The sequence below is a fragment of the Bradyrhizobium sp. CCGB12 genome (assembly GCF_024199845.1).
Classification (GTDB): Bacteria; Pseudomonadota; Alphaproteobacteria; order Rhizobiales; family Xanthobacteraceae; genus Bradyrhizobium.
The window spans coordinates 6,708,366-6,722,441 of the sequence record NZ_JANADO010000001.1 but is presented as its reverse complement, the minus strand read 5'-3'; the positions used below and the strand labels follow the sequence as shown (position 1 = coordinate 6,722,441).

The 14,076-nt window shown below is 64.2% G+C and carries 12 protein-coding genes and 1 pseudogene; 9 read left to right on the top strand and 4 right to left on the bottom strand.

From position 1 onward, the window contains the following. Positions 1-113: 113 nt before the first annotated feature. The 5 genes and pseudogenes from NLM27_RS44185 to NLM27_RS30790 form a co-directional block, all read left to right on the top strand. Positions 114-323: pseudogene (locus tag NLM27_RS44185) on the top strand (hypothetical protein); the annotation flags it as partial. 15 nt (positions 324-338) lie between these two features. Next, a complete protein-coding gene (locus NLM27_RS30805) occupies positions 339-518 on the top strand; it encodes a DUF4089 domain-containing protein (RefSeq protein WP_254146851.1) in 180 nt (59 codons plus the stop codon). A gap of 7 nt (positions 519-525) precedes the next feature. After that, positions 526-1,920: an AtzE family amidohydrolase gene (locus NLM27_RS30800; protein ID WP_254146850.1), complete on the top strand. Its 1,395-nt coding sequence runs from the start codon at positions 526-528 to the stop codon at positions 1,918-1,920. 1 nt (position 1,921) lies between these two features. After that, complete coding sequence (gene hpxZ, locus NLM27_RS30795) at positions 1,922-2,314, top strand: oxalurate catabolism protein HpxZ (protein WP_254146849.1); 393 nt, start codon at positions 1,922-1,924, stop codon at positions 2,312-2,314. A gap of 4 nt (positions 2,315-2,318) precedes the next feature. Then, the gene (locus tag NLM27_RS30790) at positions 2,319-3,041 is read left to right on the top strand and encodes a GntR family transcriptional regulator (protein ID WP_254146848.1); all 723 of its coding nucleotides are present in this window, start codon (positions 2,319-2,321) and stop codon (positions 3,039-3,041) included. A 112-nt stretch (positions 3,042-3,153) separates the two neighbouring features. Here NLM27_RS30790 and atzF read toward each other — a convergent pair whose 3' ends face one another. Continuing rightward, the gene (atzF, locus tag NLM27_RS30785) at positions 3,154-4,962 is read right to left on the bottom strand and encodes an allophanate hydrolase (protein WP_254146846.1); all 1,809 of its coding nucleotides are present in this window, start codon (positions 4,960-4,962) and stop codon (positions 3,154-3,156) included. A 182-nt stretch (positions 4,963-5,144) separates the two neighbouring features. Beyond that, complete coding sequence (locus tag NLM27_RS30780) at positions 5,145-5,639, bottom strand: MarR family transcriptional regulator (protein ID WP_254146845.1); 495 nt, start codon at positions 5,637-5,639, stop codon at positions 5,145-5,147. 147 nt (positions 5,640-5,786) lie between these two features. Between NLM27_RS30780 and NLM27_RS30775 the strand changes: the two genes are divergently transcribed. Next, positions 5,787-7,637, top strand: a complete 1,851-nt coding sequence (locus NLM27_RS30775; RefSeq protein ID WP_254146844.1) for a feruloyl-CoA synthase — start codon at positions 5,787-5,789, stop codon at positions 7,635-7,637. Between the two features lie 365 nt (positions 7,638-8,002). Here the strand turns inward: NLM27_RS30775 and NLM27_RS30770 are convergent, their stop codons facing one another. Beyond that, positions 8,003-8,509 (bottom strand): MarR family winged helix-turn-helix transcriptional regulator, encoded by a 507-nt coding sequence (locus NLM27_RS30770; protein WP_254146843.1) that lies wholly within the window; start codon positions 8,507-8,509, stop codon positions 8,003-8,005. A gap of 83 nt (positions 8,510-8,592) precedes the next feature. On the opposite strand from NLM27_RS30770, the gene NLM27_RS30765 reads away from it, so the two are divergent. The 3 genes from NLM27_RS30765 (at position 8,593) to NLM27_RS30755 (ending at position 11,433) form a co-directional block, all read left to right on the top strand. Beyond that, complete coding sequence (locus NLM27_RS30765; RefSeq protein ID WP_254146842.1) at positions 8,593-9,813, top strand: cytochrome P450; 1,221 nt, start codon at positions 8,593-8,595, stop codon at positions 9,811-9,813. A gap of 12 nt (positions 9,814-9,825) precedes the next feature. Then, the gene (locus NLM27_RS30760; RefSeq protein WP_254146841.1) at positions 9,826-10,149 is read left to right on the top strand and encodes a 2Fe-2S iron-sulfur cluster-binding protein; all 324 of its coding nucleotides are present in this window, start codon (positions 9,826-9,828) and stop codon (positions 10,147-10,149) included. Positions 10,150-10,221: 72 nt separating this feature from the next. Further along, positions 10,222-11,433 (top strand): ABC transporter substrate-binding protein, encoded by a 1,212-nt coding sequence (locus tag NLM27_RS30755; RefSeq protein WP_254146840.1) that lies wholly within the window; start codon positions 10,222-10,224, stop codon positions 11,431-11,433. Positions 11,434-11,605: 172 nt separating this feature from the next. Here the strand turns inward: NLM27_RS30755 and NLM27_RS30750 are convergent, their stop codons facing one another. Then, positions 11,606-14,047 carry a hypothetical protein gene (locus NLM27_RS30750; protein ID WP_254146839.1) on the bottom strand — a complete coding sequence of 814 codons (2,442 nt, stop codon included), beginning with the start codon at positions 14,045-14,047 and terminating at the stop codon, positions 11,606-11,608. Between the last annotated feature and the right edge of the window lie 29 nt (positions 14,048-14,076).

Genomic DNA, 14,076 nt, shown 5'->3' with positions numbered 1-14,076 from the left:
CCGGATTGCTTCGCCGCGCTCGCAATGACCGGATATCCGGCGGATATTCTCCAATGAAATCAATCCCATTCTACTGTGCATGGGGTTGTTTTCGCACTTTTTGAAGGGACTTCGGACTGCCGCACAATCTGCTCGACCGTTTCCCGCACCAGTTCGTCTCGCATGATTTGAATGTGATGCGCTTGCGGTGCGATCGTGTCATTGTGATGCGGACGGGATGGATCGTCGAGCAGGTGCTCCGCGAACTCAAGGACGACGACACCAAGGAGCTGCTGACGGCGATCCCGCATCCGCCGTTGGCAGATACACTGAAAGTGCACTGATTGTTTGAGAGCGTGATGGCCGAACCCCTGGACGACTATATCGACGCCGTATCGCAAGCGCTGGCGCTGCCGGTCGAGGAGGCCTGGAGGCCCGCGGTGCGAGCCAACCTCGAAGTCTCGCTGCGGCTTGCCCGTCTCGTCGACGAATTCGCGCTGCCGGATGAGACCGAGCCGGCGCCGATCTTCACGGCCTGACGTCGTCATGACCACCAAGCCAGAGATGAATGCTGCCGACATCGCGAAAGCGGTGGCCGGTGGTCAATTGTCGGCGCTCGCTGCCACCGAAGCCGCGCTCGCGCGCATCACGCAGCACGACGGCGTCCTCAATTCCTTCACCGACGTCACCGCCGATCGCGCCCGTGCGAAAGCGCGCGCGATCGATGCCGACATCGCGGCGGGAAAGGAGGCGGGCCCGCTCGCCGGCGTGCCCTTCGCGGTGAAGAACCTCTTTGATGTTGCGGGCCTCCCGACGCGCGCCGGCTCGAAGATCAATCGCGACCTCGCTCCTGCCAAGCGCGATGCCACGCTGATCGAGCGCATGGAAGCGGCTGGCGCGGTTCTGGTCGGCGCACTCAACATGGGCGAATACGCCTATGACTTCACCGGCGAGAACGTCCATGACGGCCCCTCGCGCAATCCGCATGATACGACGCGGATGACCGGCGGCTCCTCCGGCGGTTCGGGCAGCGCCGTCGGCGGCGCGCTGGTGCCGATCGCGCTTGGATCGGACACCAATGGCTCGATCCGCGTGCCGTCGTCCTTCTGCGGCATCTTCGGATTGAAGCCGACCTATGGCCGGCTGTCGCGGGCGCGCTCGTTCCCGTTCGTGGCAAGCCTCGATCATCTCGGCCCGTTCGCGCGCTCCGTCACTGATCTCGCGCTCGCCTATGACGCGATGCAGGGGCCGGATGCCGACGATGGCGCTTGCACGACGCGCGGGCTGGAGCCGACGCTGCCGTTGCTCGCCAATCCGGTTTCGGACCTGCGCATCGCGATCGCCGGCGGACACTTCCAGAAGAACGTGTTTCCGGAAGCCGTCGAGGCCGTCAGTCGCGTCGCCAAGGCGCTTGGTACGACGCAAGTGGTCGACATCCCCGAGGCTTCGCGCGCCCGCGCCGCCGCTTACGTCATCACCACCACCGAAGGCGCTTCGCTGCATCTCGATCGTCTGCGCAAGCGTCCGAACGATTTCGATCCGGCCGTGCGCGACCGGCTGATTGCCGGCGCCATGGTGCCGGCGCCGCTGGTCGACCGCGCGCAAAAGTTCCGCCGCTGGTATCGTGCGCAGCTCGCCGAGATCTTCAAATCCGTCGACGTGCTGCTCGCGCCGGCAACGCCTTGCACCGCGCCGAGGCTGGGACAGGTGAACTTCACTCTCGACGGTCTCGAGCTGCCGGTGCGCGCCAATATCGGCATCCACACCCAGCCGATCTCGTTCGTCGGCCTGCCGGTGGTCGCGGTGCCGGTGCCGCTCGAGCCACTGCCGATCGGCGTGCAGATCATTTGCGCGCCCTGGCGTGAGGACATCGCGCTGCGCGTCGCGTACGCATTGGAACAGATGGGCGTTGTGTCGGCGCCGTCCCCAAGAGGATTCTGAGATGGAGATCGATCTCCCCGACGTGATCGCGGAAGTCAAAGCCGCGTTCGAGCGCTATGAGCAGGCCCTCGTCATCAACGACGTCGCCGTGCTCGGCGAGCTCTTCCGCAACGACCCCCGCACGCTGCGCTACGGCATCGGCGAGAACCTCTATGGCTATGAGGCGATCTCCGGCTTCCGCGCTGCGCGCTCGCCGGTCGGCCTGAACCGTCGCACCGCAAAGACCGTCATATCCAGCTTTGGCCGCGACACGGCCGTGGCCTCCACCCTGTTCTATCGCGACACCGCTCCCGGCAAGGTCGGCCGGCAGATGCAAACCTGGATTCGCTTCCCGGAGGGCTGGCGCGTCGTCGCCGCCCATGTCAGCATCATCGACGAGTCGAAAGAGACCTGACCGTATGACGCTTGACGATCTTCCGCCCGGGACGCTGCCGGCCGAGTCGGTGGTGCCACGGGTCGACCGGGCGCAACCCAGCCTGCACAAGATCACGCGCGCCGAGGAGCTGCGGCTTCAACTTGCCGACGAGATCGTGCGCGGAACCCTGGCGCCCGGCGCGCCGCTGGACGAAACCGACATCGCACGGCGCTTCAGCGTCTCACGCACCCCGGTGCGCGAGGCGCTGCGCCAGCTGGTGGCGAGCGGCCTCGTCGAGGCGCGCGCCCATCGCGGCGCGGTGGTGGCGCAGCCCTCGATCGAGCGGCTGACCAGCATGTTCGAGGCAATGGCCGAGCTCGAGGCATTGTGTGCCGGGCTTGCCGCCGAACGCATGTCCGCCGCGGAGCGCAATGGCTTAGAGGCCATTCACGAAGAGCTTCGCGTGCTGAGCCATGCCGGCAATCCCGAACGCTTCCACGAGGTCAACGAGCGCTTCCACAACGCGATCTATGCGGGTTCTCAGAACGGCTACATCGCCGAGATCACGCTGGCCACGCGCGTCCGTGTGCAGCCGTTTCGCCGCGCCCAGTTCCGCAATCTCGGGCGCCTCGCCAAGTCGCAGGCCGAACACGACCGCGTCGTCGTCGCCATCATGCGCGGCGACAAGCACGGCGCGGCAGCGGCGATGCGCGCGCATATCGAGCTGGTGCGTGGGGAGTACGAGATTTACGCTGTGTCGGTGTAGGGCGGCACACGCGGTGCCGTAGGGTGGGTTAGCCGAAGGCGTAACCCACCACTGTTCATATCCGCAGAAGCAGAAGAGGTGGGTTACGCTGCGCTAACCCACCCTACGGAGTTCACCCCGTCGCACCTTCCGCAATAAACTTCCGCCAGCCCCCATACGCAGTGATATCTCGCGCTTCGCCCAGCACTTCCGGCTCCACGAGAAATCCCTTCACGCTGCGCCCGTCGGCAAGCCGCACCGTGCCGATCGCCATCGGCGCAGGGATCGCGTTGACGAACTTGCCGAAGGCGGACGACGACAGCGACCAGATCTCCAGCTCGATCGCGGCGCCCTTGCCGGCTTCGACGCGCAGCATGCCCGGCTTCGGCGGCGTGGTCTTGAGTGCATAGAGCTTGTAGTCCGGCGCGGTTCTTGTCGCCTCGATCAGGCGCCCGTTCAGTGCCGTCAATTCGCCGTTCAGCACCATGCCGGAGAGATGCGCGCCGACCACGGCGATCGGAATCTCGTCGCCGCCGTTTGCAGGCAGCGGCGCGAGCGGGGCCTGTGCCACGCCTTTTGCACCCAGGCTCAGCTTCGTATCGGCATGGAATGCGCGGCCAATGCTGGCGAGCCGCGCGTCGCTTCCTGCAGGGGCGAGCAGCGTGATGCCGAACGGAATGCCGTCGGTGCGCATCGAAGCCGGCACCGCGAGGCCGCAGAGATCGAGCAGGTTCACGAAATTGGTGTAGGTGCCGAGCCGGCTGTTGAGCTCGATCGGATTGGCGAGCACCTGCGCGGTGGTGTAGGCCGTCGGCGCCGTCGGCAGAACCAGCGCGTCGATATTCGCAAACGTGCGCTCGGCGATCTTGCGCAGGCCCTGCAGGCGGTAGAGCGCCGAGAAGGTTTCCGCAGCGGTCAGCCGCGCGCCGGCCGCGGTGATCTCGCGCGTCACCGGATGGATCGCATCGGGTGCCGAGGCGAGCAGATTCTTGATCACGAGATAGCGCTCGGCGACCCAGGGCCCTTCATAGAGCAGCCGAGCCGTCTCGTAGAACGGCTCGAGATCGAATTCGACCAGATCAGCCCCAAGCGCGGTCCAGCGCTTCAGCGCATCGGCATAGGCGTTTTCCGATTTCTTGTCGCCGAAGAAGATCAACTGCCCGTTGCGGGGCACACCGAGGCGCAGATTTGCCGGGAACGGCGTGAGCGGCTGAAGCGGCCGGTCGCGCGAGAACGGATCGGCATGGTCGGGCCCTGCCAGCACGGAGAGCGCGAGGGCGGCATCGTCCACCGTCAAGGCGAAGACCGAGATGCAGTCGAGCGTGCGACAGGCCGGCACCAGGCCCGCGGTCGAGATCATGCCGAGGCTCGGCTTCAGGCCGACGATGTTGTTCAGCATCGCCGGCACCCGGCCGCTGCCGGCGGTGTCCGTTCCCAGTGACAGCGGCACCAGCCCTGCGCCGACAGCCGTCGCCGATCCCGAACTGGAGCCGCCGGGAATGAGATCGTCGCGGATCGCGTTCCTGGGAACGCCGTAGGGCGAGCGCACGCCGACGAGACCGGTCGCGAACTGGTCGAGATTGGTCTTGCCGACGATGATGGCGCCTGCGGCGCGCAGGCGCGCCACGGCGGTGGAATCATGCGCCGGCGTGTAGGAGAAGGCCGGGCACGCCGCGGTGGTCGGAAATCCCAGCGCGTCGATATTGTCCTTCACCGCAATAGGCACGCCGTAGAGTGGCAGGCTGGCGGCATCCGCGCGTGCGGCAAGTCTCTCGGCTTCCGCGATCGCATCCTTCTCGTCGCGCAGGGTGATGAAGATGGCGGGATCGTCGTGGTCGCGGATGCGCTGATAGGTGCGTGCGACCGTTTGCGCCGGCATCAGCGTGCCCGCGCGATGTGCGGCCACAATCGCGGCGATCGTTTCAGGCTGCTCAGCCCCCATGGCGACAAAACTCCGGCATCGTGTCCTTACCCGGCTTGAAGCAAGCGATGTGCCATTGTGTACAGGATCGGCGCGGGCTGATTGCTCCGAATATTATCGTAAGATCAGATGTTTGGGGAGAGATCGAGGACGAGCGCGACCCCCTGGTTACGCGCGCTTGCTTAAATTGTGGGCAGTTGGCGTCAGGTGAAGTCGGCGAGGATCCGGAGCAGCGCTTCCCGGTTCTCTCTGCCGATCTTCGCCTCGACATGCCGCTCGTGCTCGGCTGCGAGGCGCTTGAACCTGGCCAGCGCCGTCGCGCCCTGCGCGGTGAGATGCAGCGCGTGCGAGCGTCGGTCCGTCCTCGACTTGATCCGCTTCAAATATTTGCGCTGTTCGAGGCTGTCGAGCAGATGCACCAGCCGGGCACGCTCGATGCCGAGGCGCTTGGCCACCGCCATCTGAGACAGGCCCGGATTGGCGCCGATCACCGTCAGCACCGAATATTGCGTCGGCCGGATGTCGACCTCGCCCAGCGTCTTGATGAAATCCTGGAAGATCCAGATCTGGAAGCGCCGCACCGCGTAGCCGGCGTGCCCGACCAGGGCGTCGAGGCCGATTTCATCTGCGTCGTTCCGCTGCGCCGCGCCGTTGCCGGCTCGTTTGCGCGGGGAGGTCTGGGCTGCGCTGGTCGTCACATCGTGTCTCCTGCGCCCGACCTTAGCGCCTTGACGGGCGGGGCGGAAGATTGTTGTTGACGACAACAATTGTCGTGCCCAACATTATGACCGAAGCAGCCCGGAACGAGGCTGCGGCCAATCCGGGTTTCAGGCGAGGAGGAAATCATGACAACCGCTTCACGCGGTGACGTTGCTGGCCTGTTCGCAACGCCAAGGACCGTCGCAGAGCATCGCGACGACGGCAGCATCGTGCTGCGCTCGCCCGAGCCATTACGAGAGGGGGCGCGCTGCATCGGCGACTGGCTGGAGCAATGGGCGCGCCAGACGCCCGACACGATCTTCCTTGCCGAGCGCGACGGCGCCGATACGCCTTGGGCCATCATGACCTACGCGGGTGCCCTGCGTCGGGTTCGCGCGGCGGCGTCCTGGATCCTGGCGCAGAAGCTCAGCGCCGAACGCCCCGTCGTCATCCTCTCCGACAATAGCATCGATCACGCGCTGCTCGCGCTGGCCGCCCAGCATGTCGGCGTTCCCTCTGCTGCGATCTCGCCGGCCTATTCGCTGATGTCGAAGGATTTCGACAAGCTCAAGGGTATGATATCGCTGCTTCAGCCGGGGGCGATCTATGTTTCTGCGACGAAGCCGTTTGCCGCGGCGCTCGCCGCGATCAAGCCGCTGCACAAAGCGCAGATTGTCAGCGGCAAGGCCGGCGATGCCGATGCGCTTGCTTTCCGTGATGTCTCGGCAACGCCTGAAACGTGTGAGGTCGCAAAAGCCTTCGCCGCGGTGACGCCGGACACGATCGCAAAATTCCTGTTCACCTCTGGCTCGACCGGCACGCCGAAGGCGGTCATCAACACCCAGCGCATGCTGACCTCGAGCCAGCAGGCCAAGGCACAGACCTGGACGTTTCTCGAACCCGGCCGCGGCGATCTCGTGATCCTCGATTGGCTGCCCTGGAGCCACACCTTCGGCGCCAACCATAATTTCAATCTCGTGCTGCGCAACGGCGGCGCGCTCTATATCGACGGCGGCAAGCCTGCTCCGGGCCTGTTTGCGACCTCGCTCGCCAATCTGAAAAGCGTGATGCCGACGGTCTATTTCAACGTGCCGCGCGGCTTCGACATGCTGATCGCGGCCCTGCGGGGCGACGAGGATCTGCGCCGCCGCTTCTTCGACGAGGTGAAATTCGCCTTCTATGCCGGCGCCGCGCTACCGCAAAATCTCTGGGACGCGTTGGAGCAGCTTTCTGTCGAGACCGTAGGCCGTGCGTTGCCGATGGTCTCGGCCTGGGGCTCGACCGAGACTTCGCCGCTGGCAAGCGACTGCCATTTTCTCGCCGAGCGCTCCGGCAATATCGGCGTGCCGATTCCCGGCACGGAGTTGAAGCTCGTCCCCTCCGGCGACAAGCTGGAGGTGCGCGTGCGCGGGCCCAACGTCACTCCGGGCTATTGGAAGGCGCCCGACCTGACCAAGCAGGCCTTCGACGAGGAGGGCTTTTACCTCATCGGCGATGCCGTGAAGCTTGCCGATCCGGACAGGCCGGAGCGCGGCCTGTTCTTCGATGGCCGCGTCGCGGAGGACTTCAAGCTCAATTCCGGCACCTGGGTCAGCGTCGGCACGCTGCGCGTCGCCGGCATCGCCGCGCTGGCGCCGCTCGCACAGGACATCGTCGTCGCCGGTCATGGCGGCGATGACGTTCGCTTCCTCGTGTTTCCGAACATCGCGGCATGCCGCGCCCATGCCGGGCTCCCTGAGACCACGGCTTTGAGCGACGTGCTGGCGCATGACAAGGTCAGGTCGGCGATCGCGCAAGGGCTGGTGAAACTCAAGCAGCAGAGCGGCAACTCCTCCGGCCATGCCACGCGCGCGCTGTTGCTCGCCGAGCCGGCCTCCGTTGACGGTGGCGAGATCACCGACAAGGGCTACATCAACCAGCGCGCCGTGCTGACCCGGCGTGCCGATGCCCTGGCGCGGCTGAATGACGAGGCGTCGGGTGAGTGGATCGGCGTTTAGGCGTGCGCTGAGCAAGACGGCGCTTGGTGATTGAGGCGCGCTCGCTCCACGGCGTCATTGCGAGGAGCCCTTGCGACGAAGCAATCCAGAGTCCCTCTGCGGAAAGATTCTGGATGCTTCGCTGCGCTCGCAATGACGGGGATGGATCAGGGCTCCCAAACTAGGCCAGCCAACCTGTCGCAATATGCTGCCAATTCTTTTGTTGCCTAAGCAACTAATTTGTGCGAACCGTTCCAGACAAGGACGACGGCGGGGGAACCGCTGCGTCTGATCTGGAGGAAACAATGCGCGGCAAAACTGGTGCCGTCGGCAAGCGCTCGCGCATCACCGGGAATGACAACAGATGGCGCCCTGCGCGCGATTTGTCAGGGCTCAGTGCCGCCGGTCACCGCGCCGAGATTTTCGTGCAGCCGGCGCAAGAGGTCGATCAGCACCTCGCGCTCGTCCTTGCTGAGGCAGGACAACAGGCGCCGCTCGCGCTCGAGCGCGGCGATGATCACCTTGTCATGGGTGGTGCGCCCCTTCGCCGTGAGCGAGATCGAATGGGTGCGGCCGTCATTCGGATCGGTACGGATCGACACCAGCCCGCGCTTCTCGAGTCCGGCCAGCGTCCGGCTCACCGGCCCCTTGTCGAAGCCGATGACGTGGCAGATGCGCGAGGCGGGAATGCCGGGCTCGATCGCCAGCAGCGACATGATCCGCCATTCCGTGACGTTGACGCCGAATTGCCGCTGATAGAACGCGGTCGCGCTGTTCGAGAGCTTGTTGGCGATGAAGGTGACGAACGCCGGGACGTAACGATCGAGATCGAGCGTTGGTCCTACATCGGCGGGCGCAGGTTTAGGGCGGGATCTGGTCGAAGGCGCAGGCATGTCGGGCTTCTGGCTCGCGGTGGGCGCTGTGACCTAAGGGCATGCGCCGCCCTTTCACAAGATCAAAATGAGGGAGGTCTTCCATGACCGCATCCGGCTCCCCTGAATCAACTGGCGCCGCGTCCGTCCCGCATCTCGACGTCGACCCCTTCGCGATGAGTTTTTTTGCCGACCCCTATCCCACGCATGAGCTGCTGCGGGAGGCCGGGCCGGTGGTCTATCTCGACAAGTGGAATGTCTACGGCGTGGCCCGCTATGCCGAGGTTCATGCCGTGCTGAACGATCCCGCGACCTTCTGCTCCAGCCGGGGCGTCGGCCTCTCCGACTTCAAGAAGGAGACGCCGTGGCGGCCGCCGAGCCTGATCCTTGAAGCCGATCCGCCCGCGCACACCCGCACCCGCGCCGTGCTGTCAAAGGTGCTGTCGCCGACCGTGATGAAGCAGGTACGTGATCGCTTTGCCGCCGCAGCCGAGGCGCGGGTCGATGCGCTCTTGGAGAAGCGCAGCTTCGATGCGATCGCGGATCTCGCCGAGGCCTATCCGCTCTCGATCTTTCCGGACGCGCTCGGGCTGAAGGCGGAAGGCCGCGAGCATCTGATTCCCTATGCGAGCGTGGTGTTCAACGCGTTCGGTCCGCCTAATCAGTTGCGCCAGGAGGCGATCGAACGCTCGGCGCCGCACCAGGCCTATGTCGCCGAGCAGTGCCAGCGTGACAATCTGGCTCCCGGCGGATTCGGCGCGTGCATCCACGCCCGTGTCGACGAGGGCGAGATCACGGCGACGGAAGCGCCGCTGCTGGTGCGCTCGCTGTTGTCGGCCGGTCTCGACACCACCGTCAACGGCATCGGGGCCGCGGTCTACTGCCTTGCGCGCTTCCCGGATCAATGGGAGCGCCTGCGCGAGGATCTCTCGCTCGCGCGCGGCGCCTTCGAGGAAGCCGTGCGCTTCGAAAGCCCGGTGCAGACCTTCTTCCGCACCACCACGCGGGATGTCGAGCTCTCCGGCGCTGAGATCGGCGAGGGCGAGAAGGTGCTGATGTTCCTTGCTGCTGCCAACCGCGATCCGCGGCGCTGGGACAAGCCCGACAGCTACGACATCACTCGCCGCACCTCCGGCCATGTCGGCTTCGGCTCCGGCATCCACATGTGCGTCGGCCAGCTCGTCGCCCGCCTCGAAGGCGAGGTGATGCTGACGGCGCTGGCGCGGCGCATCGCCAAGATCGAGATCACTGGCGAGCCCAAGCGCCGCTTCAACAACACACTGCGTGGGCTCGACAGCCTGCCTGTCACCATCACCCCGGCCTGACGAGGAGTCCTGATGCCCGCCATCACCTTCATCCATCCCGACGGCAAGTCCGACCGCGTCGAGACCGGCGATGGCGAGAGCGCCATGCAGGCTGCGACCCGTCACGGCCTCGACGGCATTCTGGCCGAATGCGGCGGCAACGCCATGTGTGCGACCTGCCACGTCTATGTCGACGACAGCTGGCTCGCGCGCCTGCCTGACATGGCGGAGGACGAGGACGCGCTGCTCGACGGCACCGCGAGCGAGCGGCTGTCGAACAGCCGGCTGTCGTGCCAGATCCAGGTCACGCCCGCGCTCGACGGGCTCGTGCTGCGACTGCCAGAGCGGCAAGTCTGAAGCGGCGAGTCTGACGTCTGAACCGCACCGGCAACGATCGGTGTACCAACGCATCCAACAGGGGAGGGAACGATGAAACATCTGAAGTGGACGCTCGCACTGGCCGCGAGCCTGATGTCCGGCGCGGTGAGCGCCGAGATATCCGACAACGTCGTACGCGTCGGCGTGCTCAACGATATCTCCGGCATCTTCCAGGACACCAACGGCATGGGCTCGGTGGAAGCCGCGCGCATGGCAGCGGAGGACTTCAACAGCGGCGGCAAGGGCGTCAAGGTCGAGATCGTCTATGCTGACCACCAGAACAAGGCCGATGTCGGCAACGCCATCGCGCGCAAATGGCTCGACGTCGAGGGCGTCGACGCCATCGTCGACGTCCCGAACTCGGCGGTCGGCCTGTCCATCAACTCACTGCTGCGCGACAGCCGCATGACGTTCCTGGCGTCCTCGACCGCAAGCTCCGATCTCACCGGCAAGGCGTGCTCGCCCAACACCATCCAATGGGTCAACGACGCCTGGGCAACCGGCAACACCACGGCAGCCGCGATGATGTCGCGCGGCGGCAAGGACTGGTATTTCCTCACGGTCGACTATGCGCTCGGCAAGGGCATCGAGGCCGAGGCGCAGAAATACATCGAAGGACACGGCGGCAAGGTGCTGGGCTCGTCCAAGCATCCGCTCGGCACTTCCGATTTCGCGTCCTTCCTGTTGCAGGCGCAGAGCTCGAAGGCGCAGGTGATCGGGCTCGCCAATGCGGGCGGCGACACCATCAACGCCGTGAAGCAGGCCGCCGAGTTCGGCATCCAGCAGAGCGGCCAGAAGCTCGTCGCCTTCCTGCTCTTCATCAACGACGTCCACGGCATGGGCATCAAGGTCGCGCAAGGGCTCCAGCTCATGGAAGCCTTCTACTGGGACATGAACGACGACACCCGCGCGTTTGCAAAGCGCTTTGCTGCGCGTCCCGGCATGAACGGCAAGATGCCGAGCGGCAATCAGGCCGGCGTCTATGCTTCCACGCTGGCTTATCTCAACGCCGTCGCCGCCACCGGCAGCGACAATGCCAAGAACGTCGTGCCCGAGATGAAGAAGTTCAAAGGCAAGGATAGGCTGTTCGGCGACACCGCGATCCGCCAGGACGGCCGCGTCGTGCACCCGATGTATCTGTTCGAGGTCAAGAAGCCGGAAGAGTCAAAATATCCGTATGACTATTACAAGCTGGTCTCGACGATTCCGGCCGATCAGGCGTTCCGCCCGTTGGCGGAGGGCGGGTGTGAGTTGGTGAAGTAGCGGAGGCGTCTCATCCCTTGTGTCCCCAGGGAAGAGAGCTCGCAAGGCGCGAAATGGCTTCACCTCGCCCCGCTTACGGGGAGAGGTCGGATCGCATCGTGCGATGCGATCCGCGTGAGGGGCCTCGGCGGGGCCGTCTCTCACCCTGGGGAACTAGCCGCTCATCCCCTTATCATGCGAACAAGAAGTCCTGGGCGGAGAGCGCGACCTGGCTATGGACGACGAGGTCATTGCCGGCACTGAACGTGATCGTCGTTTCCTGGGTTGTTGGATCGAAGGCCGAGATGTCGAGCTGACTGAAATTCACGATACCCAGCGCCGAGACATCGATCCTGTCGGTTCCCAGGTCTGATCCTGCACCACTGACGCCCTGACCAAAATCCTCGATCGTGTCGTGCCCATTGCTGAAGTTGAACGCGAAGTTGTCGTTTCCGCCTTTGGCATTGCCAAGCATAGTCTGGGCATCGCCCCACATGTCATCGTTTCCCGTGCCGCTGATCAGCGTGTCGTTCCCGCCGCAAGCGTTGCCGGACATCGTTTGGGCATCGCCGATGAGCGTGATGGGGCCTACCTGCTGAGCCGGGCTGGTTACGCTGAGAATGTCGTCGCCGCCATGGGTGTTGTCCGACATGGTTTGAGCGTCGCCTACGAGCGTGCTGGTTCCGAACAATTGCGACGCAATCAGCAGCTTGTCGTTGCCACCGTGGGCGTTGCCCGACATGCTCAAGCCGTCGCCATAGGCCAGAACGGGTCCATCGGGAGTGCCCGTCAAGGTGTCATCGCCCCCAATGGCATGACCGCCTAGCTCACCACCCGCGTCGCCGTAGAAGGTTGTTTCGTTTTCGGTCCCTGCATTGAAGGTGTCATTGCCGCCATGGGCGTAACCGGACAAGTTTCCGCCGGCATCGCCGTAGAACGTCACAAATCCTTGTCCGGCTGTGTCGGTGACCATGTCGTTGCCGCCAACGGCACGATCGCTCATGTTGCCGCCGGCGTCCCCGTAGATGGTGAAGTTGTTCTGAATGCCTGCGAGCTTGAACGTATCATCTCCTCCCGCCGCTTTCCCGGACATGTCCTTACCGGCGTCGCCATAGAGCGTGAAATTGCCACCCGCATGGATGCCAATATCGAAACTATCATCGCCACCGTGAGCAAAACCAAAAATGCTCCCACCGGCATCACCATACATCGTCACCGGCTCGCCGCCGAGCAAAGCTCCGGGACCGGGAAATGGAAACGAGAATGTGTCGTGACCACCGACCGAATGGCCGGACATGTCGCCGCCAGCGTCGCCATACATGCTTATACTGAAGGGAAGGGTAGTGATGGTGACACTGAGCGTGTCGTCACCGCCGTGAGCGTAGTCGGATATGTTCCCGCCGGCATCCCCATACATGGCAAGATTGATGGGCGTCGAACCTGGAGCAATCGACGCGTTCAGCGAGTCATCGCCTCCGAGCGCATATCCGGCGATGTTGCCGCCGGCATCGCCGTACAAGTTCGCGGAGCCGTGTGTTGTCAGCGTATCGTTCCCTCCGACGGCGTGATCGAGCAGACTTTTTCCAGCATCGCCGTAAGCCACGTCGATTCCACCTGGTAAGGTCCGATCGCTGCCTTCGAACGTATCGTTGCCTCCAACTGAACGATCGGACATGCTTCCGCCGGCGTCGCCGTAGAATGTACCCGCTCCAATTCCGGTCTTCGTGAAGGTGTCATTCCCGCCTTTGGCGAAATCGAACATGTTTGCGCCGGCGTCGCCGTAGAAGATGTTCAGGTCTGCCGAAGTAAAGTCGCTCGCGTCATTGAAAGCATCATTGCCGCCCCTGGCGCGATCGGACATGCTTCCGCCGGCGTCGCCGTAGACAAAATTGAAAACATTGGAGCCGCTCACGGTGAAACTGTCGTTACCGCCGGCGGCGCGACCGGACATATTGCGTCCGGCGTCGCCATAGAAGAAATTGTTGCTCTCAAAACCGCTCGTCACGAAGGTGTCGTCGCCGCCACGGGCGGAATTGGAGAGGCTTCCGCCAGCATCGCCATAGAACCGCAAATCCGTGTTGGGGCCCGCCTGGCCGTTGAACTCGTCGTTGGCGCCGACAGCTTGATCGGATATGTTTTTCCCGGCGTCGCCGTACGCAGCGATTTTGTTGGCGCCACCAGCGGTGAAAGTAAACTTGTCAACGCCTCCACGGGCGCGATCGGACAGGTTTTCGCCGGCGTCGCCATAGGTGTTCACCGTTATTCCCGGGTCGAGTGTGGCGGGTAGCTGAACGTTCAGCGTATCGTTGCCCGCTGCTGCGTCGTCGGAGATGTTCGCTCCCGCATCCCCGAAGAGGTTGAGCGTGACAGGATCCAGGTTCGTGGTTGTAATCTGCGCCGTAAGCGCATCATCGCCGCCGGTTGCGTGGTCGGTGATATTCCTGCCGGCATCGCCAAAGAGACTTCCAGAGCCGAATGTCGTAAGCGTGTCATTCCCGCCAGCCGCATGATCGCGCACGTCTTTGCCGGCATCGCCAAAAAGCATGTTGGAAGGGTCCGGCCCGATAAGGGTTTGGTCTCCGCCATGTTGCTTCTTGATGAGAGAGCCGCTGGTGTCACCGAACAGGATAGCCATGTGGTTTCTCCACTTCTTTGCAATGGACG

Bases quoted from the DNA above. Each gene is read 5' to 3' on its own strand.
- NLM27_RS30765 (WP_254146842.1), top strand. From the start codon at position 8,593: ATGACCGCATCCGGCTCCCCTGAATCAACTGGCGCCGCGTCCGTCCCG.
- atzF (WP_254146846.1), bottom strand. From the start codon at position 4,962: ATGGGGGCTGAGCAGCCTGAAACGATCGCCGCGATTGTGGCCGCACAT.
- NLM27_RS30790 (WP_254146848.1), top strand. From the start codon at position 2,319: ATGACGCTTGACGATCTTCCGCCCGGGACGCTGCCGGCCGAGTCGGTG.
- NLM27_RS30800 (WP_254146850.1), top strand. From the start codon at position 526: ATGACCACCAAGCCAGAGATGAATGCTGCCGACATCGCGAAAGCGGTG.
- NLM27_RS30770 (WP_254146843.1), bottom strand. From the start codon at position 8,509: ATGCCTGCGCCTTCGACCAGATCCCGCCCTAAACCTGCGCCCGCCGAT.
- NLM27_RS30805 (WP_254146851.1), top strand. From the start codon at position 339: ATGGCCGAACCCCTGGACGACTATATCGACGCCGTATCGCAAGCGCTG.
- NLM27_RS30755 (WP_254146840.1), top strand. From the start codon at position 10,222: ATGAAACATCTGAAGTGGACGCTCGCACTGGCCGCGAGCCTGATGTCC.
- NLM27_RS30775 (WP_254146844.1), top strand. From the start codon at position 5,787: ATGACAACCGCTTCACGCGGTGACGTTGCTGGCCTGTTCGCAACGCCA.
- hpxZ (WP_254146849.1), top strand. From the start codon at position 1,922: ATGGAGATCGATCTCCCCGACGTGATCGCGGAAGTCAAAGCCGCGTTC.
- NLM27_RS30750 (WP_254146839.1), bottom strand. From the start codon at position 14,047: ATGGCTATCCTGTTCGGTGACACCAGCGGCTCTCTCATCAAGAAGCAA.
- NLM27_RS30760 (WP_254146841.1), top strand. From the start codon at position 9,826: ATGCCCGCCATCACCTTCATCCATCCCGACGGCAAGTCCGACCGCGTC.